17 protein-coding genes and 1 pseudogene are annotated in these 19,879 nt (G+C 42.0%); 6 read left to right on the forward strand and 12 right to left on the reverse strand.

The genetic code is table 11. The annotated features are described in order from the left end of the window. Positions 1-30 precede the first annotated feature (30 nt). Positions 31-1,653, reverse strand: a complete 1,623-nt coding sequence (locus MIC7126_RS0102505; RefSeq protein ID WP_017651543.1) for an iron uptake porin — start codon at positions 1,651-1,653, stop codon at positions 31-33. Between the two features lie 443 nt (positions 1,654-2,096). Here MIC7126_RS0102505 and MIC7126_RS0102510 point away from each other — a divergent pair, with 443 nt between their 5' ends. Continuing rightward, the gene (locus tag MIC7126_RS0102510) at positions 2,097-3,068 is read left to right on the forward strand and encodes a metal ABC transporter substrate-binding protein (protein WP_017651544.1); all 972 of its coding nucleotides are present in this window, start codon (positions 2,097-2,099) and stop codon (positions 3,066-3,068) included. 195 nt (positions 3,069-3,263) lie between these two features. Then, positions 3,264-4,043 (forward strand): metal ABC transporter ATP-binding protein, encoded by a 780-nt coding sequence (locus tag MIC7126_RS0102515; RefSeq protein ID WP_017651545.1) that lies wholly within the window; start codon positions 3,264-3,266, stop codon positions 4,041-4,043. A gap of 79 nt (positions 4,044-4,122) precedes the next feature. On the opposite strand, the gene prfB is transcribed toward MIC7126_RS0102515, so the two are convergent. The 6 genes and pseudogenes from prfB to MIC7126_RS0102550 all read right to left on the reverse strand — a co-directional run bounded on the left by prfB (position 4,123) and on the right by MIC7126_RS0102550 (position 10,560). Further along, a protein-coding gene (prfB, locus tag MIC7126_RS0102520) for a peptide chain release factor 2 (RefSeq protein ID WP_154655811.1) occupies positions 4,123-5,245 on the reverse strand; the annotation gives its coding sequence in 2 pieces (ribosomal slippage) (positions 4,123-5,172 and positions 5,174-5,245; 1,122 coding nt in all). Between the two features lie 511 nt (positions 5,246-5,756). Continuing rightward, positions 5,757-5,987, reverse strand: a pseudogene (locus tag MIC7126_RS0102530) (Bax inhibitor-1 family protein); the annotation flags it as partial. 88 nt (positions 5,988-6,075) lie between these two features. Beyond that, complete coding sequence (locus tag MIC7126_RS0102535) at positions 6,076-6,687, reverse strand: CPBP family intramembrane glutamic endopeptidase (RefSeq protein WP_017651549.1); 612 nt, start codon at positions 6,685-6,687, stop codon at positions 6,076-6,078. A gap of 2 nt (positions 6,688-6,689) precedes the next feature. Beyond that, complete coding sequence (locus MIC7126_RS0102540) at positions 6,690-8,933, reverse strand: CHAT domain-containing protein (RefSeq protein ID WP_026099975.1); 2,244 nt, start codon at positions 8,931-8,933, stop codon at positions 6,690-6,692. A gap of 11 nt (positions 8,934-8,944) precedes the next feature. Then, entirely contained in the window at positions 8,945-9,817 is an 873-nt protein-coding gene (locus tag MIC7126_RS0102545; protein WP_017651551.1) for a DUF1822 family protein, read from the reverse strand. 95 nt (positions 9,818-9,912) lie between these two features. After that, positions 9,913-10,560 carry an RNA polymerase sigma factor gene (locus tag MIC7126_RS0102550; RefSeq protein WP_154655812.1) on the reverse strand — a complete coding sequence of 216 codons (648 nt, stop codon included), beginning with the start codon at positions 10,558-10,560 and terminating at the stop codon, positions 9,913-9,915. Between the two features lie 586 nt (positions 10,561-11,146). On the opposite strand from MIC7126_RS0102550, the gene MIC7126_RS0102555 reads away from it, so the two are divergent. Beyond that, on the forward strand, positions 11,147-11,932 hold the full coding sequence (locus MIC7126_RS0102555) for an RNA polymerase sigma factor SigF (RefSeq protein WP_017651553.1): 786 nt from the start codon (positions 11,147-11,149) through the stop codon (positions 11,930-11,932). 60 nt (positions 11,933-11,992) lie between these two features. Here the strand turns inward: MIC7126_RS0102555 and bchD are convergent, their stop codons facing one another. Next, positions 11,993-14,014 (reverse strand): magnesium chelatase ATPase subunit D, encoded by a 2,022-nt coding sequence (gene bchD, locus MIC7126_RS0102560; protein WP_017651554.1) that lies wholly within the window; start codon positions 14,012-14,014, stop codon positions 11,993-11,995. Between the two features lie 96 nt (positions 14,015-14,110). Here bchD and MIC7126_RS0102565 point away from each other — a divergent pair, with 96 nt between their 5' ends. The 3 genes from MIC7126_RS0102565 to rnc all read left to right on the forward strand — a co-directional run bounded on the left by MIC7126_RS0102565 (position 14,111) and on the right by rnc (position 16,855). Beyond that, positions 14,111-14,698 (forward strand): Uma2 family endonuclease, encoded by a 588-nt coding sequence (locus tag MIC7126_RS0102565; RefSeq protein WP_017651555.1) that lies wholly within the window; start codon positions 14,111-14,113, stop codon positions 14,696-14,698. A 532-nt stretch (positions 14,699-15,230) separates the two neighbouring features. Then, positions 15,231-16,019 (forward strand): NYN domain-containing protein, encoded by a 789-nt coding sequence (locus MIC7126_RS0102575; RefSeq protein ID WP_017651557.1) that lies wholly within the window; start codon positions 15,231-15,233, stop codon positions 16,017-16,019. A gap of 155 nt (positions 16,020-16,174) precedes the next feature. Beyond that, a complete protein-coding gene (gene rnc / locus MIC7126_RS0102580) occupies positions 16,175-16,855 on the forward strand; it encodes a ribonuclease III (RefSeq protein WP_026099977.1) in 681 nt (226 codons plus the stop codon). Here rnc and MIC7126_RS0102585 read toward each other — a convergent pair. From MIC7126_RS0102585 to MIC7126_RS0102595, 4 genes are read right to left on the reverse strand one after another with little or no spacing between them, the layout of a single operon-like run. Beyond that, positions 16,852-17,379 carry an SH3 domain-containing protein gene (locus MIC7126_RS0102585; RefSeq protein WP_017651559.1) on the reverse strand — a complete coding sequence of 176 codons (528 nt, stop codon included), beginning with the start codon at positions 17,377-17,379 and terminating at the stop codon, positions 16,852-16,854. The two genes, rnc and MIC7126_RS0102585, sit on opposite strands and share 4 nt — an antisense overlap. A 4-nt stretch (positions 17,380-17,383) precedes the next feature. After that, on the reverse strand, positions 17,384-17,524 hold the full coding sequence (locus tag MIC7126_RS30085; protein WP_154655813.1) for a hypothetical protein: 141 nt from the start codon (positions 17,522-17,524) through the stop codon (positions 17,384-17,386). A 5-nt stretch (positions 17,525-17,529) separates the two neighbouring features. Next, on the reverse strand, positions 17,530-18,036 hold the full coding sequence (locus MIC7126_RS0102590; protein WP_017651560.1) for a DoxX family membrane protein: 507 nt from the start codon (positions 18,034-18,036) through the stop codon (positions 17,530-17,532). Positions 18,037-18,091: 55 nt separating this feature from the next. After that, entirely contained in the window at positions 18,092-19,507 is a 1,416-nt protein-coding gene (locus tag MIC7126_RS0102595; RefSeq protein WP_017651561.1) for an NAD(P)/FAD-dependent oxidoreductase, read from the reverse strand. Positions 19,508-19,879: the final 372 nt, after the last annotated feature.

Here is a 19,879-nt window from a genome sequence, read left to right on the forward strand (position 1 = left end):
CGCAGATTCATATCTGAATCCAGCTACACTCTAAAAAGTAAATGTGGTTCTCAAAGCACCGTTGACGATACTATCGTTGCGATCGTTATGATCTGGTGCTGTGATCCAGATGATGCCAGGTGTAATGCTGATATTGTCGCTCAACTTGTACTGGTAGAAACCTTCAATGTGATATGAAGTATTGGGATCTCGGTCAACACCTGCAGTTCTCAGGGAAGTACTGACAGCAGTAACTTTAGGCTCCATGCCGACAATAATACCGGCAATGTTGCCCTTTTTACCTAAATCTGGGAAAGAGAGGGTAAGAGCATAATTCCAAATATCAGCGTTACCCCTGACACCTGTAAGGACTTGAGCGTTAGTGTAACCTGCCCAACCGCCAATGATAAATTTGGAGCTAGGTTGGAATGATGCTTGTATGCCGTAGGAATTGCTCTCGGAGGCTTGCAATATATCATTAGCATTGGTGCTACCACCGCTACCATTAGCAAAAAAGCTATTGTTGTAGGCGTTGATATAGGTCAGACCCACGGTGATTTTATCACTAGGTTTGACAGTTAATTGAGCGATCGCACCATAAGCACCGCTGAATAAACCAGACCCTGGACGAGGATCATTCGCACTGTTAGATAAATATCCTAAACTGAGTTCCAGATTCCCGCTGAACTCGTGTTTAATACCTAAACCAGCACCATTGACGAGGTAATAAATGGGGTTGCGAGTGCCAAATTGAGACAAAGCACCACTACCACCATCACCATCTATATAAGGGTTGACGGTGTTGGTGAAATCATCAATCGCTCCTGCGTTCGCTTCTAGAGTGACGGTAGTTTTGTCACCTAGAGGAAACTGATACAACAATGCATCTATTCCCACATTATTTCTGTTGCCACCGGGAAATGCAAATCGGAAGTCACCTTCTGGTGTGAAAGTTGCGGTGTTGGAGAAGAAGTCTAGGTTTGTGGCTTGTAGTCGTGTTCTGAGCAAGTCTTTACCAGTGAAACTAGTATCTAGGTTCAGACGCACCCGGTTTCCCAACACAAAATTGCGATTGACTTTATTGCCATGAACTGTATCCCCACTGATCACACCCCCTACGGCGATCACAGCTTCGCCGTTGAGTTTGGTTGTTGTGGAAAATTGATTGGCTTCTAACTCCGCAGTTTTACCCTCTAGTGCATCTACACGTCCCCGTAACGTCGCTAGTTCTGCTGCAAAGGTTTCCTGTAGTCTCTGCAATGTGGCTAAATCTTGTTTTGTGACTAAATCCGCTGTCCCGGTGGCGATTAATTCGTTAACTCGGTCAAGACAAGCATTCAAACCAGCAGCAAACTCATATCTTGTCAGCGCCCGATTTCCCCGATAAGTGCCGTTCGGGTATCCGGCAATACAACCATAACGCTCTACCAAGGATTGTAATGCTTGGAAAGCCCAATCTGTGGTTTGTACGTCTGACAGTTGCGATACTGAGGTGACTTGCGCCATCGCTGCTTGCTGCGTTTCCTCGGTGTTCTCTTCTGGATCAACAGCAACTAGTTGATTACTGGTAGCGGAAGTTGACGATGTTTCTTCAGCAACTGCGGTATCAGCCAAGGAGAGCATAGCTGTGCAAATTACCGAACTTAGCAGCAGATATGTGAATAGTTTTTGCATTTATTTCCTCACACTAATTATTCTGAAAACTTGTACCAACAAGTAATCATGTTGAATGTTGTTACAAAAGATTCTCAATATATTAACAGCGTTAGGTGTGTGCTTTTCATCGCACAAGTTAAAAAATTATTATTCACTAGGTCGATATGAGACACAAATATTACCACACCCAAATAACTAGGTAGTGATTGCTTACACAAAAATTGTGCAAGAATGATAATTATTATAATATTAGGTATAAGATTACTGTAATTGTCAATAAAAATTTTGCCGCAGACACAGCAGATATCCTTTTCAGGAGAGAAAATATCGTGATTGATCACTACACGGGACGTAAAAGAAGCAGACAAAGTAAAGGGCGGTGTCGTAATAATCATCACATGCATTACGACGAGAGCTTAAATTTATGGCAACGGTTGCTGCCCTCACGCCCGCTTTCATCAATGTTAACGCTCGTAACTCTACTGACAGTAACACTCAATACAGGTTGTAGTCAATCAAACACACAGGAAGGAAACACAGCACCTTCACCCCAAGTAGCAGCACCAGCAGCTTCTCCTGTAGCCCAAGCACCAAAAATCAAGATTGTCACTACATTTTTTCCAATGTACTTGTTTACCAAAGCAGTAGCTGGGGATGTAGCTGATGTGGAAATTTTAGTTCCACCGGGGACAGAAGTACATGAATATCAAGCCAAACCAGAAAACGTAAAAGCGATCGCTACTGCCAATATTTTAGTCAAAAATGGTTTGGGGTTAGAAGAATTTCTTGAAGCCACAGTGAAAAATGCCCAAAACCCCAAATTAGCGCAAATTGACACCAGCAAAGGTATTAAACCATTAAATGCAATTTCACCGATTGTGCATACTGCAAAAGCAGAAAAAGACCACGATCATGATCATGAAGGTGGTAATCCTCATGTTTGGTTAGATCCAATTTTAGCGAAACAACAAGTCACAAATATCCGCGATGGATTAATTGCTGCAGATCCACAAAATCAAGTTACTTATGAAAAGAATGCAGCATTATACATTCAACAATTAGAAAATTTACATCAAGAATTTCTGCAAAGTTTACAGAAAACTCCTAACTGCACCTTCGTCACATTTCATGATGCCTTTCCCTACCTAGCCAAACGTTATAATCTCCAACAAGTTGCTGTTGTAGAAATTCCCGAAGAGCAGCTTTCACCAGCAGAAGTCAAAAATGTAGTAAATACAGTCAAAAAATATCAAGTTAAAGCCCTTTTCAACGAACCAGGGATAGATAATAAATTACTCCAAAGTCTATCGCAAGACTTAAATATCAGCATACAAACTTTAGATTCTTTAGAAACAGGACAAACCGATCCTCAATATTATTTTGAAGCTATGAAAGCCAATTTACAAAATTTAGAAAAAGCGTGTAAACAATAAGCAGTAGAGAGCAGATATTGGCGAAAAAAAATCCAAGAATCAGACTCGCTACTAAGAAAGTTAACCGGAAAATTGAGAATTTTTTATGAGTTTTTACCAGTTACACAAAACCCCCAAACTAAACTCTAGTTGTTGAGTCCTAGATTCTCTTTATTCACACATAATTAATAACAAATAACCAATAATAAATGCCCAATGACATCACCAATTTTAAAAGTAGAGGAATTAACTGTATATCAAGGAAGTTATCTAGCCATTAAAGATGTTTCCTTTGAATTATTACCAGGAACAGATACAGCCATAGTTGGCCCTAACGGCGCAGGTAAAAGCACCTTAGTCAAAGCAATTTTAGATTTGATTCCCACAAGTGCTGGTAAAGTTGAAATATTTGGTCGCCCTATAACGCGGTTAGGGCATTTGCATCAATTATTAGCATATATGCCGCAAAACTTCGTTTTTGACCGCAGTTTTCCCATTTCTGTGAGCGAATTAGTAGGATTAGGATGGGTAAAAACTGATCAAGAATCCGCGCCCAAAAGCGCTTTCTGGAAAAGACTGTGGAAACAAAAGCGAGAAAAATTACTAGCGGTAACAGAAGCTTTAAGACGAACCGACGCTTATCATCTGCGTCATCAAGCTATCGGTACTCTTAGCGGTGGTCAACTCAAGAGAGTGCTTTTGGCTTATTGTTTAGTTATGCCGCGAAAACTGCTGATGCTGGATGAAGCCTTCGCCGGTGTGGATGTGCAAGGTACAGCAGATTTCTATGCTTTGCTGAATGAATTAAAACAGCAAGAAGGGTGGACAATATTACAAGTTTCCCATGATATTGACATGGTGAACCGCCATTGCGATCGCGTTTTGTGTCTCAATCAAACCGTCGTCTGCACAGGTAGACCAGAAATCGCTCTGTCACCAAAGAATTTGTTAGCCACATACGGCCCAAGTTTCAGCCGCTACCACCATCAACACTAGAAAATCCCCACCTCTTCTACCTCGAACCAAAGCCCTGTATATCAAGATACAAAGAGGGGGAAAATAAAAAAATTACCAACTACTCAGAAGTGCTATCTACTAATTGGTTTTCTTGGCGCAGATAAGCTTGGATGAATGTATCTAAATCACCGTCCATCACATCGCTAATGGCGGTAGTTTCCGTATTAGTACGTAAATCTTTCACCATTTGGTATGGATGGAATACATAGTTACGGATTTGGTTTCCCCAGGAAGCTTCTACCATATCGCCGCGAATTTCGGCGATTTCTTGGGCGCGTTGTTCTTGGGCGATGACTAGCAGTTTGGCTTTGAGACGGGCGAGGGCTTTCTCTTTGTTTTGGAGCTGCGAGCGTTCTTCTGTGCAACGTACAGCAATACCAGTGGGTAAGTGGACGACCCGGACAGCAGTTTCTACTTTGTTGACATTCTGCCCACCTTTACCACCAGAACGAGTTGTGGTGATTTCCAAATCCTTATCTGGAATGTCCAGTTGCACAGAATTGTCTATTTGTGGCATTACTTCCACCCCAGCAAAGCTAGTTTGGCGTTTACCGTTGGCATTAAAAGGTGAAATCCGCACTAGGCGATGGGTACCAGTTTCTGAACGCAAGTAGCCATAAGCATAGCGTCCTGTAATTTCCAAAGTCGCTGACTTAATCCCGGCTTCATCACCCTCAGACTCTTCGGCTAAAGCCACCTTATAGCCGTGGGCTTCCCCCCAGCGAGTGTACATCCGCATCAGCATAAATGCCCAGTCTTGAGCATCTGTACCCCCGGCGCCAGCGTTAATCGTCAACACAGCACCTTCAGCATCATAGAGGCCAGAAAGCAACTGTTGTAACTCCCACTGGTCGAGGTCACGATTGAGTTTGGTAATAGTGGACTCTGCTTCTTGCAATAGCCCCTCATCGGTTTCTAACTCCAATAATTCAACCACAGCTCTAGTGTCTTCTAAGCTCACATGCCACTGATGATACTGCTCCAGATGGTCTTTGAGGTTATTCAACTCTTGTAGCGTTTGCTGGGCTTGGGTTTGGTCATCCCAAAATTCCGGCTGGGCTGATATCTGTTCCAAATCTTGAATTTTGGCTGTAATTGCAGGTACGTCAAAGATAGTCCTGGGTTTTACCCAGGCGGTCAGACAACGTTTCGATTTCGCGTTTGATTTCTAGAACATCCATAGTGTTTGCTCAGGTTGGAGCGTTTTAACTAGATTTTCGGGGGTTGGTTGTGATGTATTTCTGATTTTAGCTGTTGTTGGGCAAATTCGCTAAAACTGGTTATGAATAGGTTTTGATCAATCGCCTGCATGAATATCCAGCGAATTTTTCGGGAGGACAAAAACAACGAGTACTAATTGAAGTCACGAAAATTTCTTGACGGATGTTGCTACAGGCTGGGCGTAATACTGAAACATGAGAGCAGAAGCGCTTGCAAGCTGCGCGAAACACGCAAACGTGAAGACGTGAGCTACTACAAGGACGACGGATGTTGCTACAGGCTGCGCGAAACACGCAAACGTGAAGACGTGAGCTACTACAAGGACGACGGATGTTGCTACAGGCTGCGCGAAACACGTAAACGTGAAGACGTGAGCTACTACAAGGACGACGGATGTTGCTACAGGCCTACAAAAAAACCGTGGTTAACTAACAGCAACCACGGTTAAAAATAGGTTTTGCTCACAAGTACTTAATCACGGCCGTTGAGAGCAATTAGCAACCGCAAAATAAAAACAAACAAGTTAATATATGTGAGATACATCGACAATGCCGCAGGTAAATACTGGTCATCGCGGTAAGTGCGAGGCAAGATGTAAAAATCGACAACAGACACACCGACAAACAGAAATACCCCTAAACCAGAGATGGCTATTTCTAACCAGCTTGGTGTAAAAACTCCAAATAAAGCAAAGACAAACTGGGTGAGTAGCGATCGCACTCAGCTTCATCTAATATGTACGAGAGTCACCCTGTGTTGCCCAAGACTCTAAAATTTTGCTTGGCAGTTACTATACCAGACCTAGCAGGATAGCGATCGCACCGAGTACTGAATGACTGATGATAATACTATATAAATTCCGATATTTGGCGTAGTGATAGCCCCAAAAAAGACCAAAGATGAATGTAGACAGCAGTGTGGGTACATCTCGATAGATGAGATGAACAAAGCTATAAAGTATTGTTGAAAATAAAATCTGTAACCAAATTGCTAACTTAGCTCTCTCAAAAATACCGAATAAAAAACCGCGATATAAAAACTCTTGTAGCGGAGATGATACACTAACAAAAAATAAGTAGAAAGACCATGTGTATGCAGAGTTATCAATCCGTGACCCTTGCGTCATGTGGTAAATGAACATGAGCAAAGCCGAGGCTAAACTTGGTAGAGCGATCGCTTTGAGAGAATTTGCTAAATTTTGTTTTGTCAATCCTAGTTCTAAAGCAGAAAATCGGTAGAATCGAGCGATCGCTAAAATAACAATAGCAGCCAAAATTAGGATACCAAACCGCCAAGAGAAAGGAACTAATCCCAGATAAATTACTAAAATAGGCAAAATGTATGCCAGGCCTACAATCAAAATTACTTTCTGTTGTTCCTTGCTGATTAATTTGTTTTTCATGTTTACTCGTCTCCAACGCCATAATCAATCAACCGCACAAACAGGAGGAAAAATAAAGCTGCAAAGAAAAGGCTACTTGCAAACCAAGGAGTCAAGAGATTGGTACTCTTCATACCAAACAGATTATTAATGAGAGAGACACCAAACCAGCTACCCAGAAGCGCTAAACTTAAACTTGTTAACAGGAATGACAATAAGATAGGCTGATATTTTTTAGTGGCGCTTCTATAAATACTACCGACAGTTGCAGAAAATATGATGGTAATAATTGCGTAAATTAAAACATTCAGCCCAGCTAAAGCCCCGCGCAATTCATATGAAAATAACAAGCTTTTGATATACTCAATGCTGTAGTTTTGAAAAGGCACCCACAACAGTATACCTAATTCACAAATAATGACATATATCAAGTATTTATTTTTATTAAAGATAGCATCTGGTGTAAACAAAATCGTCGCCACCAGCGCCAGAATCTGCACACCACAACTAATAATCGCAATAAAGGTGAAGGCATAAAACCAGCGACTGATAGAAAAGGCTTGAGTATTTCGCCAAACTTCATAGGCTGTAGCAATCCGCAAAAGCCTTTGCAATCCTGGATGATTGACTTGGTGAATACGTTTGATAACTGGCTCTAATTCTGATTTTTTTAGTGTCAAGTTTCCATCAATATCAAAAGCTTGACGCGTGTTAAAAATTTCTGGGGGAATGCTTTTAATATCCGTCTCTAATATTCGCCAGTTGTAGTAAAGTCGGGGAAGTTGCTGGGCTGAAATTGTGGTTGTTGCATCAGCTTTAAATTCCATTAACATGATGCGATCGCCTGTCAGTTCAAAGAACAACCCCCCCAATGTGAAAAACACAGTTACCAGCGTCATAATCACAAACGGGCGTGTTTTGACGCGAATCATGCAATGCGCTCTGTAAGCCGCAAACAAAGGCATCCAGAGAAACAGCGAAGGATAGACTACAAGGTGGGGATATAGTCCCGCGTATAGTGTTAAAGTTTCCCAACCCTGAAACTCAGTAAATATGCTTATGGGTAGGCTCACCAACAGAGCGATCGCAACTATACCCAACACCATCTCCCACCCCCAAGATAACCTCCTCTCAGAAAACAAACGGTTCCATGTCAGTTCTTTCGCCAGAGGATTAGCCACAATCACAGGAAGCCAACTTTTACCGGGTGCAAATTTCTGTTGTAATTGCTGTCTGGCTACATTCATCGAAGCAAATAAAGAGCGGTCTTTGACAAAGGCTGCCAGAAAATGCTTCAATAATTCCCTGGCGACAGCAGACTCAACCATCTCCCGCATGACGATACAGTAAGGTAGAGATAGCTCCGTTAGCTGGTTTGCTAGTCCTAAACCATCACAAGAATTGAAGATAACTAATTGCAATTTTTTATTAATTGCCCCTGACAGTAAACCCTTCAGTTCCGTGATTTCGATAATTCCTTGTGCGCCATCGGCTGGGTTAATTTGGATACGCCCAATTCGCCCGGCGCGATCGCTTTCACTATGTCCAGCAAAAAAGAAAATGTGCCAGCCTTGAGAATCTTTTAACTTTTGTTCTAATTCTTGGCGGCTAGGTTGTCTGAGGATATGGGGTTCTCCACCGTGCTGTCTCAGACTTTTAATAAAATCTTCTTCTTCTGCAAACCCCAACTTTTCGTCACCAAACACTACAAGTATACGTGCAGATGCTTTGAGTTGCGGTGTTTGCTTTTGAGTCAGTCGCTGAAAATTTGTGGCACTAATGGCAACTTCCACACCCCTGCTAGTATACCCTGCCAAGGTATCCCACTCTTGCCAAGGCAGCCCCCGCAGTTGTCTGTCTTCTGTCTGCAGAATAATCTGAACTTCATCGTTTTTGCTAATTTTCTGTCTGAATTTTTCCAAAACTAGACTGACGCGCGGATCGGCTTCTCCATTTTCATCAATCCAGCCATCACTACCCAACCATTTATTTAATTCAACTTTCAAAGAATTAGCAAGTTCTGTGAGATTGATGACCCCAGAAATCGGATAATCTCGATTTTTAACAACCTTGCGATTGCCTTGAAGACCGATATAATACTGCCATTGTTTAAACTTATCTTCGAGAGGTTTGGGCAGAGGAGAAAGAAAGGAAACTAGTTCTTCTATTTGCCCTTGTTGGTCGAATACAGATAGAGTGACAGGTAGAACTTCTGAATTTTTTAGTTGTACTCTGCCACCAATTTTAAAGGATATTTTAAACATCATTTCCTCTTGTTTTAGGTGATGAAATATTCTCGCAGAACGATTTCTCCTATCTGTAACGCCACCCAAAATTCCTCACCAGACGTTAATTCTAGAGGAATAGAAATGAGATCAGCCGACTCAATGACTGTTTCTGTATAAATGTCAGATTCATCTGGGACACTAACCTGCATTCCTACAGGGAGAGCACCACTTTCACTTTTGACATTAACTCTGACAAAAATCAATTCTTCGTTGCTCTCGGAAACTGAAAGTTGCATTTCCAATACTTTTCCTGCTAGTTCTAGCTTTTTCTTGCAGGTAGCAGTCTTTAAATCGCGCATTGAGGGTTCCCAATCTGCAGCGTAAATGTTATTTAACCAGTTTCTTAAATAAGTGATTTTTTTTTGAGCAAATTCTTGTGTCAGCGCCAAATAATCGATCAGATCGTCCATAGACTGTAAATCAGCGATCGCTATTTCTGCATCCGTAGTTTCGGAAGCGGGTAGAAAACCGAATAGTGTGGCTGCTTGTTCTGAATTAGCAATTTCTACAAATAAATAGCCGAGGTACCGACTCTGAGTTACTGATGGTAAAATTACAGCCTCATGCTCTGTTGTAATTACGCAACATTCTAAATAGCCCAATCCAGTTAATTCTAGTTCGTTGGCTTCGCTCCACAAACGATACGCTGCATTCCATCTTTCTGGTTGGGTAACATTTGTTTCAAAACCCAGTAACCGAAAATACCCGTCAGCAACAAGTACAGCTAGGCTATTAAAATAGACTCTTTGTTGAGTATCTGGGGTGAAATACTGAGCTGCGTAGGCTCTGGCTTGTCGGCGAAACGATGCAGTCACCAAGAAGGGAATCGCCAGTTCCCGTAAGGCGTTTAGTCTATCGGTCATACGAGTTACACAAAATTAAATTCATTCGTGGGGGAATAGGGTCTAGGGACTGGGGAATAGAAAAACAATCTGTGTAATTAATTTTATTTAGGTACTTAGTTATCTTCTCCAAAAAGCTTTTGATTTGCGTCTAACCATTTTCGGAGTATGGGTTCACATTTTCTAGACCAATGAGAAGAGATGACACCACGTTTCGAGCCAACATCCGCAGCAATTTCTTGCCATTCTTGACCGACGACGAGTCGCAAGTAAGCAAGCAATTGACAATTAGCTTTTGGGTTATTTTCAATGTGACAAGCCCGCAGAAGACGATCTGGATCATCTTGAATCCATTGCACAAACGATTCCCAGGTATCGAGCAGTGAGTTAGCATCTATACCAGAAGCAACGTACTCTAACGGATCGAATTCAGCCTGATCACTTTGCCATACAGATTGTCTGTGAGAGCGCTCGCGTTTAGCAGCGCGAATTTCGTCTCTGTATTGATTGCGAAGACAAACGCCAAACCAAGCCAAAAATGAGCCTCGACTTGGATCGTATTTGTCGCAAACTGTTTTACTCAAATTAAACATGGTTTTATATAAAGCTTCTTCGTAGAGGTCATTTCCTTTACTCTCAGTACGGCTTGATTTCAAAACGACTCGGAGCAGACGGTTAATGGCTTTACTACGCTGTGGGCTAGTGGGTGGATAAGAGCAAGCTTCTTGAATCAGCGATTGCAGGTGGAGGTTTAGCTCGTCCATAAAGTTATGACATGGTTTTAGCAGCATCACTAAGCAGACAATCAACTCCACTACCATCTGTTACGAAGAGTAATGGCATCGTTCTGCAAACAAATTGAGTAAATTGCAACTTTTTTATTGAGATACTGTGTAATATTGTATGCTACAAATAAGTGAATCTTAAATAGATACGTACGTCATACCAATTCTCTGAAATTCAACAACATGCTTCCTCTCAAGGGTACGGTGTGAAACCCCACAAAGACTAACAGTTAACTTCCTGGTATTTTTCTCAGTATCACAGATGCCTGCAACGCTAATTATGTATTTTTTCTCAAAAAATAATTGAGTTGTGTTGCAAAAACTAAAGATTACACAAAGATTATGCGTTGTTTCCAATTGTCATTAAGAAATCAAAATAATTAGCAAAGGAAAAAGATAGAAAATCATGCGTATATCTACTGAACCGTAAATAGCGCTCTTTATCAATTTCAGTAATACAACGATGGCTTAATCATCTGCGACTAAGGAGAATAATGACAGATTTGATGACAATATACGCAACTCCATTTTTGAGAAAAAGGAGTTACAACCAAGGAATTTTTATATGGCAGCAAGTGAGTCCTCTGTGCGAATTGATGGTATAGAGTTATTGCACTTATACCACCAGAATCCTTCTATTAAACTGCGTAATCGACTAGTACAGTTACATACTGGCTTAGTGCGAAAGATGGCGCATAAATTCAGCCATCAATGTAATGAACCTTACGAAGATTTAGAACAAATTGGTTATTTTGGTTTAATTAGAGCTATTGAGCGCTTTGATCCTAGTCAAGGATATGCTTTTAGTTCCTTCGCGGTGCCATATATTCGTGGTGAGATGCTGCATTTTCTACGCGATCGCAGTACTCTATTAAAAATACCCCGTCGTTGGCAAGAACTATATAATGAAGGGCAAAAAGTTCGCAAGGACTTAATCATGTCTTTGGGACGCCCTCCCAAGGATGCAGAAATAGCTAAAATTCTCAAGGTATCTCTACAAGAATGGCAAGAAACTAAATTAGCCGCCCAAAATCGGATGCCTTTAAGTTTAGATGCGACTGCACTTAACTATGTTGATTGCCATATCACTTTGGGTGAAGCGCTTCCTTGTCCCCGTTCTACTGCTTTTCAACAACAAGAAGAAGAACGACAACAACTCCAAGGGGCAATCAATTTGTTAGAAGAAAAGCCCCGCATGGCAGTTGAATTAGTCTTTTTGAAGGAACTTTCTCGCAAAGATGCTGCTAAGAAAATTGGCACTAGTCCGATGACAGTAACACGATATCTGCAAAAAGGAATTCAAGATTTAATGGGGTGTTTGCAGCCCCAGGCTATGGTGTCTGGATCTTGAACAAAACAGGGAACACTTCGAGTGAGCTTCAGTGCATTGCAGGGAACAGGGAATAATGCCTTAAAGTTTAAGATCAGCAATCGCTCCTCTGGTCATAGCAGCTATAGCCTGATCACTGGCTTTTGGTAAATGATAATATTTACCTGCGGCTGTCTGGGCTAATTCTTTCGCAAAGCCAGTGGAAACAAATTTACTTTCTGTATCAATTACTAACAGTTGTATTCCTAAAGCCCTGATTCTCGCTGCAATTTCTAACAATTCCCCTTTGATATCCGGCTTTTCTCCTGGTTCTAGTTGTTCACCTAAAGAACGCGCTAAGGGAATATTACCTCGCCCATCGGTAATCGCCACAAGCACAACTTGCCCAATATCTCCACTCATTTGAGCATTCAAGCCGACGCGAACAGCTTGGGTTAAGCCGTGGGCTAAGGGTGAACCGCCGCCACAGGGCAGTCTTTCGAGGCGGTTGCGTGCTAAAGCAATGGAACGTGTGGGGGGTAATAGCACCTCTGCTTGTTCTCCCCGGAAGGGAATTAAGGCTATTTGGTCACGGTTTTGATATGCTTCGGTCAACAGTTGCATTACCGCGCCTTTAGCTGACTGCATCCTGTTTAAAGCCATCGAACCAGATGCATCGACTACAAATATTACCAACGCTCCAGCTTTACGGACTAGGCGTTTGGCGCGAATGTCCCCAGATTCAACGATGACTTTTTTATTTGGGTATTTTTCTCGCCGTGCTTTTTGATACGGGGCTGCGGCTCTTAATGTGGCATCTACGGCAATTCGTCGCACTTTGCCTTTGGGTAACATCGGCTTAATATAGCGCCCCCGGTCATCTGAGAAGATAATACTGCGACTGCCAGATTTTCCCTGGCGTTTGGCAGCTTGTGTAAAATATAACACGCTATCATCCAGAATTACTCCTTCTGGATCAAAGATGAATTCTTCCGGGATGCTTGGTGGTTCTTGCTGTTCTTCTTGCTGTTCTTCCTGTTCCTCTTGTTCTTCGGGTTCTGATTCTTCTTGATTTTCTGGTGGTGGGGGTGGGGGTGGTGGTGGTGCTTGTTGTTCTGGTGGTGGCGTCTGTACGACTGTCGCCCGTGGGACAATGACTAATTCTACCGCTCGGCGCAAATCTTCGGCGTTGACGGTGTTGCGTCCCTCTAAAGCCGCTGCGGCTTTGGCTACTCGCACCGCAAATAATTCTGCACGGTGTCCCTGAACACCACCACGAATCGCTTCAGCGACGAGATAAGCAATTTGTTCGTGGGTGACGGTGACATCTTTCAACCATTCCCGCGCCAGAATGATTTGGGTTTTGAGGGCGTCAATGTCTTCGCTGTATTGTTGGAGGAATTCTTGGGGAGAATGGGAGTAGGCGATCGCTTGCTCAACTGCTGCTACTCTTTGATCTAGGCCGAGGACACCATCTGCAGAAAGTGCGATCGCAATTCTATCAAGCAAATGCTCTCGCAGCGCCCCCTCTTCTGGATTATAGGTGGCAATAAACAACGGTTTGCAAGGATGTTGAAAACTAATTCCTTCCCGTTCAATTTGGTTGCGTCCCTCGGATAATACAGTTAATAATTGATTGCTGATTTGGTCATCGAGTAAGTTAATTTCATCCACATACAAAACCCCCCGGTTGGCTGTAGCTAGTAGACCGGGCTGAAAAATTGTATCGCCTTGTTTCACCGATTGTTCCACATCCACCGAACCTAAAAGTCTGTCTTCTGTAACCCCCAAGGGAATTTGCACAAAAGGTGCGGGGATGATTGCTGTGGGGACATCTTGAATATCTTGCTCTGCGTAATCAGCCAATAACTGATCGTCCCAATCTTCGGGGTGGCTGGGATCGCAATTGCTAATTGAGCCTTCAACCACCTCGATTGGTGGGAGGAGGGCGTAAATAGCCCGCGCCATCACTGATTTTGCCGTACCGCGACGGCCGGCGATCGCTACTCCTCCCAATCCCGGATCGACTGCTGCTAGGAGTAAAGCTAATTTAATCGCTTCTTGTCCGACTACGGCTGTCAGCGGAAAGGCAGTAATTTTCGGGGTGATAGTAGGCGCAGGCATTGTTGACGATATAACTAGTCTCGGCCTTTAGCATATCAATCTTCTGCCACATTTAGAATAAGTGTTATGACAACTTTTCCCCCAGGAGCAAAATGTATGAGTATCGCTCACGCTAAACGCTTCACTGTAGACGAATACCACAGGCTCATCGAATTGGGCTTTTTGCATGAGAACGATCATATTCAATTAATTAATGGAGAACTCATTGAAATGGTAACGAAGGGTACGGCACATGAAACTTGTTTAAGAAACCTGTGGAAGCAACTACCAAAATTAGTAGGAGACAGAGCGACTCTGCAATCTCAAGCTCCGATAACTTTACCACCTAACAGCGAACCAGAACCAGATTTCGCTATTGTGCAAAACAAAGATGATAATTACTTTTCTGCTCACCCTGCGCCTACTGATGTATTACTAGTAATAGAAGTAGCAGATTCTTCTTTAGCTTATGACCAAGATGTGAAAATTCCCCTTTATGCTAAAGCAAGTATTCATGATTATTGGATATTTAATTTATTTGATAATCATCTGGAATGTTACAGTGAACCCTATCAAGATAATCTTAATAAATATAGTTATGCGAATAAACATATTTTTTTATTAAATCAGGTCGTAAATTTACCTTCATTTCCTGATTTATCTCTTGATTTGAGTAGAGTATTTCCACCCAAGGCTAATTATTAATTCTGATGGCTTATAGTGATTTTAAACTTGGCGAAATTCTTGATGCTTTTGGTTTAATTATCCAAGAGTCATCAAGAATGTTTGCAAACGTGCAAGAACAGGAATGTAGCGATTTTCTACAAAAAGGGTATTGACAGAACTTTGGATGCCATGCGAGCCTATATACAGACAGCTAAATAACCGCACTAAAGAGCGCGAGTTTTTGGAGTTGTCTCAGCAGCAGAACTCCTAGTTTACTGCCAAGCCTTACGTTATCTCTTCGGCTGAACATTTGGGCTAATATCTGGTTTACTCATTGAGTAAACTTTCAAAGGTAAGACAAGATGTTTGGGTGAATGTTCAGGGGAAGCGATAACGCAAGGCTTGGTAGTAAGCCAGGAGTTCTACGGCTGAGACTTGAACCAAAGAAAGCGTGAGTAGAGGGCTTGATAGCAGAAAGAAGTTTTGTATATCTTGCTTTAGGCTACCCTATAAATAGACGTGTGATTTGTTGAAGCTGTCCAGTTCACCCAACAGTACTGGATAAATCATAATGGCAAACGCTAATCAAAATCAGAATGCTCAAACAAGTCAAAAACAACCGAAAGTTGGTATTTACTGCGATTTTCAAAATGTTTATTTAAATCAAGAACTAGCAATGAATTTGCTAGCCTTTGCTAACGCAAGAGGGAGTTTAATTAGTAGAAGAGTCTACTATAATTCACTATATGAAAACCAAGCTTCAGCTAAAGAGAATCTCCGAAGTATTGGTTTTAAATGTGAGGATGTTACTTGTTCTTTAAAGAACAGTGCAGACAATCAACTTAAATCTGATTTAATTGATGACGTATGCAACCATCAGTCTTCAGATATAGTTATCCTTGTGTCAGGAGATGGAGACTTTGCAAATATAGTTCAAATTCTGCAAAGTAATGGTAAAAATGTCATAATTTTTGCAAAGCGAGGTAATGTCAAACAAAAGCTGAAAGAGCGCGCTAATGAATTTTACTTTGTAGACGAGTTACTTAAGTTAGTTGAGAACAAGACGCAACTTGTAAAAACTGCAAATCAGTCTCAAATTAATTACAATGATGCTATAGAATATCTAATTGAGTCTATCAAAACTGCCTCAAACCAACGTAAGTCTACGGCATGTGGATATATCGATAACCTCATGCGTCAGCGTTATGTTAACTATCAAGGAGTTTCCTCGATTCTTACACCTGATGGTAAACGATTTTCACGCTTTGGCAAGTTTATTGATGCTGCTATTAAGGACGGGAAAGTTACAATACAAAACCAGAAATTGTGCTTAATTGAGTTAGATGAACTTGCCACTTGAATTTGTTTTTAAAAACTAGTTTAGGAGTGTGTGACAGCAAAACCAATAACATACACTACCTAAGATTTAGTTAAAATCACCGCTATTTGCGGTTTTTTCATGTTTAAAGATAAGTTACCCAACAATCAATGTACGCAACAAAACAAAAAATCAAAATGCATAAACTGCTAACATTTCGTGATGAAAAACTCTTACGTCATGCGCTGACCCACCGTTCCTATGTTAACGAAAACCCAGCAGAAGGCGAACATAATGAACGCCTAGAGTTTCTCGGTGATGCTTTACTGAATTACTTAAGTGGTGAATATCTTTATAATCGTCACCCAGAAAAGGGAGAAGATGAATTAACACGACGACGTTCTGCATTGGTAGATGAAAAGCAATTAGCAAAGTTTGCGGAGGAGGTAGATTTAAACTTTAAGATGCGGTTGGGTAAAGGTGCAATTAGAGACGGTGGCTACCATAATCCTAATTTACTTAGCAGCACTTTTGAAGCAGTCCTTGGTGCTTATTATTTGGATAACGATTCCAAAATTGAAGCAGTGCGCGCTATTGTGGAACCACTATTTGATTCTGTACCAGAAGATATTGTTGTAACTCGTTCTAATGTGGACGCAAAAAATCGTTTTCAAGAATGGGTGCAACGCCATATTACACCAAATCCGCCCAGATATATCACAGAGCAAATAGGCGGAGTTTCTCACGCGCCAGAGTTTATTGCTAAAGTTTTAGTTGATCAAAAAGAGTTTGGAAAAGGGAAGGGACGGAACAAAAAAGATGCGGAAAAAGCTGCTGCGGAGGATGCTTTAGCTAAGTTGAAAAAAGAAGGTTTTTAAGAACAAGTAGTCAGCGCCGCACCACATTGATCTTCCCTGGCTAACCAGCCTTTAATGCCTTTATATTCAACTTGTGCCCAATCTCCTTTACAGCTTAATAATTTAACATTAACAATGGGTGGAATTTGTCCTACTTTGCGACTTTTTTGATTGGGATTGCTGTAAAGATTGACGCCATTAGTATCGTAACCCCGTGATGCTATTCCTAGCATGGACGAAGATACCCATCCAGTACCTTGAAAACCGCCGCTAGCATTGGTAACTTTTACCCAAGTGTCCGCAGATGCGATCGCATTTACTGTCTCATTCACGGGTATCGTGCCAATAATCTTATTTTTGCTACTAGCACCACTACGGACATTAACACCCTGGGGGTCTTGATCGGTGACGTAGGCTAGGATATCGCACTTTTGGGGATTCTTAGACTTTGCCAAAACAATTTGATCAGCTATCCCTGTATTACACAGCACACTAGTGCAGGTGATGACTAATCCTGTAATTAATTTTGATGTGGGATTTTGCACTGTTTTATCCTGAGTCTCTTTGTTGCATTGTAAGATTTAACCATCCCCAGGAGTGCGATCGCCAGGAAATCTGCAGACGTATCCCAAAATGGCGATCGCTCGCTAAATCACCCGCAATGCCAAAATCCCGCCATTGTATCTGCAATAATTTTACATATCCTCGCTAGAAGTAAAATCATTCATTGCTTGAGCACGACGACGGCTCATTTTCTGTTCATAAACTTCGTAAGCAATTGACATCCAAATAGAAGTGATGAATAAAATAGTCTTATTAAAGCTTTCTGCTCCATTGGCAAATAAACTCCCAGCTGGCATGATGCCAAATGCAATAGTAATACTCAAGATTAATAATATTAATAATAGCCCTGTCCACCGCACCCAATAATTAAGAGCAAACAGTGCTCCCAGCAAAATTTCTGCTAGAGGTAACAACCAAGCATAGGGTACCGCAATTAACCAAGGTAATGGCCCCACACCTTCCCATCCTGGGGGAATTTTAGGGCCGATGATTTGTAGTTTTTGCGTGAGCACTGTGTGGTAAAAACCATGAGCAACACTGAAGTTGAGATAGTTACCGATACCAGCTAAAAAAAAGTAAACACCTATGGCGACACGATTGGCTGTAACAGCTGTGCGGAGATTGAGTAAGTATTTCATAATCAAATAAATGAGGTTTAGTAGCTCTGGATGAGATAAAAGATGATCGAGCGCTTTATCGAGAGGATGGTGTCAGGTGATTGAGTAATGTTGGAATACCCGTCCAACCGAAGTTTTGTTGAAATTGTCCAGGTTGAGCAGCACGCCAAGCGAGGGGAGTAGCCAAAAGCAATACTGCAGCTACAGTTGCAACTCCAGGAAGAAAGGGCGTTTGTCCGAGTTGCATATGAGAAAAGGGGCGATGGCGATGGAATAATTCGTCAGTTAACCACTCGGTTGTCACTTTCAGGTTACGTGCTGGGTTTGGTAATAATTGTAAATATGCTGCTTCTCGGATTAAATGTCCTGGTTGTCCTTTGATTTGGACTTTATTAAATAGATTAGCAACGCCTTCATTAAGTCCCAGTTTCATCAATGTACCCCGCATTTGGATTTGCGTTGGTTGAGTGGGTTTTTTTTCTCGCATCCGTTGGAGATTATGAGCGATCGCTATTCCTTGTTGATAAGCAACTTGTGCTGTCGGTGGTTGGGGATTTTCTTGATTGACAGCACAATCTCCAGCGACAAAGACTTCCGGAAAATCAGCTATCTGCATTGTCGGTGTCACTACTACTCGCCCGCGCTGATTCGCTACTGGTAACTGCATCAACAAGGGATGGGGCGCGGTACCAGCAGTCCAAGCAATTGTTCCCGTCCGGAAAACCTTTGTTTGCTCATTTTGTCGATACTCCACGCTGTCTGACTCAATTTTGGTGACAGCAGCATCAAATAGAAAATCTACAGGTATTACCCGATTTTTGCAAGCCCGCTGGACTGTACAACGCAGATGGCTATTCACATCTCCTTTGAGGATTTCTCGACTGCGGTTGACGAGAATCACCCGAATTTCATTAGCATCCCCGCCTAATTCGTCGTACCAAATGGGCAATAAATCTGCTAGTGTACAGGCTAGTTCAATGCCAGCTGGGCCTGCTCCAATGATGGCAATACTCAGCAGTTGTTGACGGTGCTGGGAATCTGTAGTTTGGATGGCTTGATACAATTTGTAGCGGAGGTGTTTTCGCAGAGCGATCGCTTGTTCTCCAGATGTAAATGGTAAGGCATATTCTGCCGCACCTGGAGTATGAAAATAGGTTGTTTGGCTACCTAGTGCTAAAACTAAGTTGCTGTAGTCAAAAATCTTCCCAGAGGCTAACTCCACTCTGTGTTGTGGTAGATCGATTGATGTTACCCTGTCTTGCACAAAGGTGACACGACTACCAGCTAACAGTTCTTGATAGCGGGGATAAACCTGTTGACTTTGTAATTCACCGCTGAGTAACTCATACAACAACGGCTTGAAACTGAAGCGATCGCGCTGTTCAATTAGAATGATGGGATGGGAATAATTTTGCTGGCTTAAATGTAAAGCTGTAAACAGTCCAGCGAAGCCACCACCCAGGATGACTGTGGGATGAGACGCTTGCTGCATAATTGCTGAAATTGCTGCGTGTGAACTGGTCTTAGTATCGCGGTAGGTACCAGCTCCTAAGTGATGAAAAAATAAAGCTTGGCTGAGAAATATTCAAGAATTTGCCAGCTATTTCTCACCCTTTTCTCAGTAATAATTCAGATTACGGTATCGAGATTGAGTTGAAGAAGGGGTTAGGGGTTAGGGGCTAGAGGTTAGGAGTTAGGGGTTATACCGTTTCACTTTAAGATTGATGCATGGGCAAGCTCTTGATGCAGGGGATGCAGGGGATGCAAGAAAAGTGAGTGTATCAATAATTTCGTGAAATGGGGTTAGAGGTTCATCGCCTTTTTCAACCCTATCCCCTGTTCCCTGTTCCCTAAACAAAAAAAC

Source organism: Fortiea contorta PCC 7126 (assembly GCF_000332295.1).
Classification (GTDB): Bacteria; Cyanobacteriota; Cyanobacteriia; order Cyanobacteriales; family Nostocaceae; genus Fortiea; species Fortiea contorta.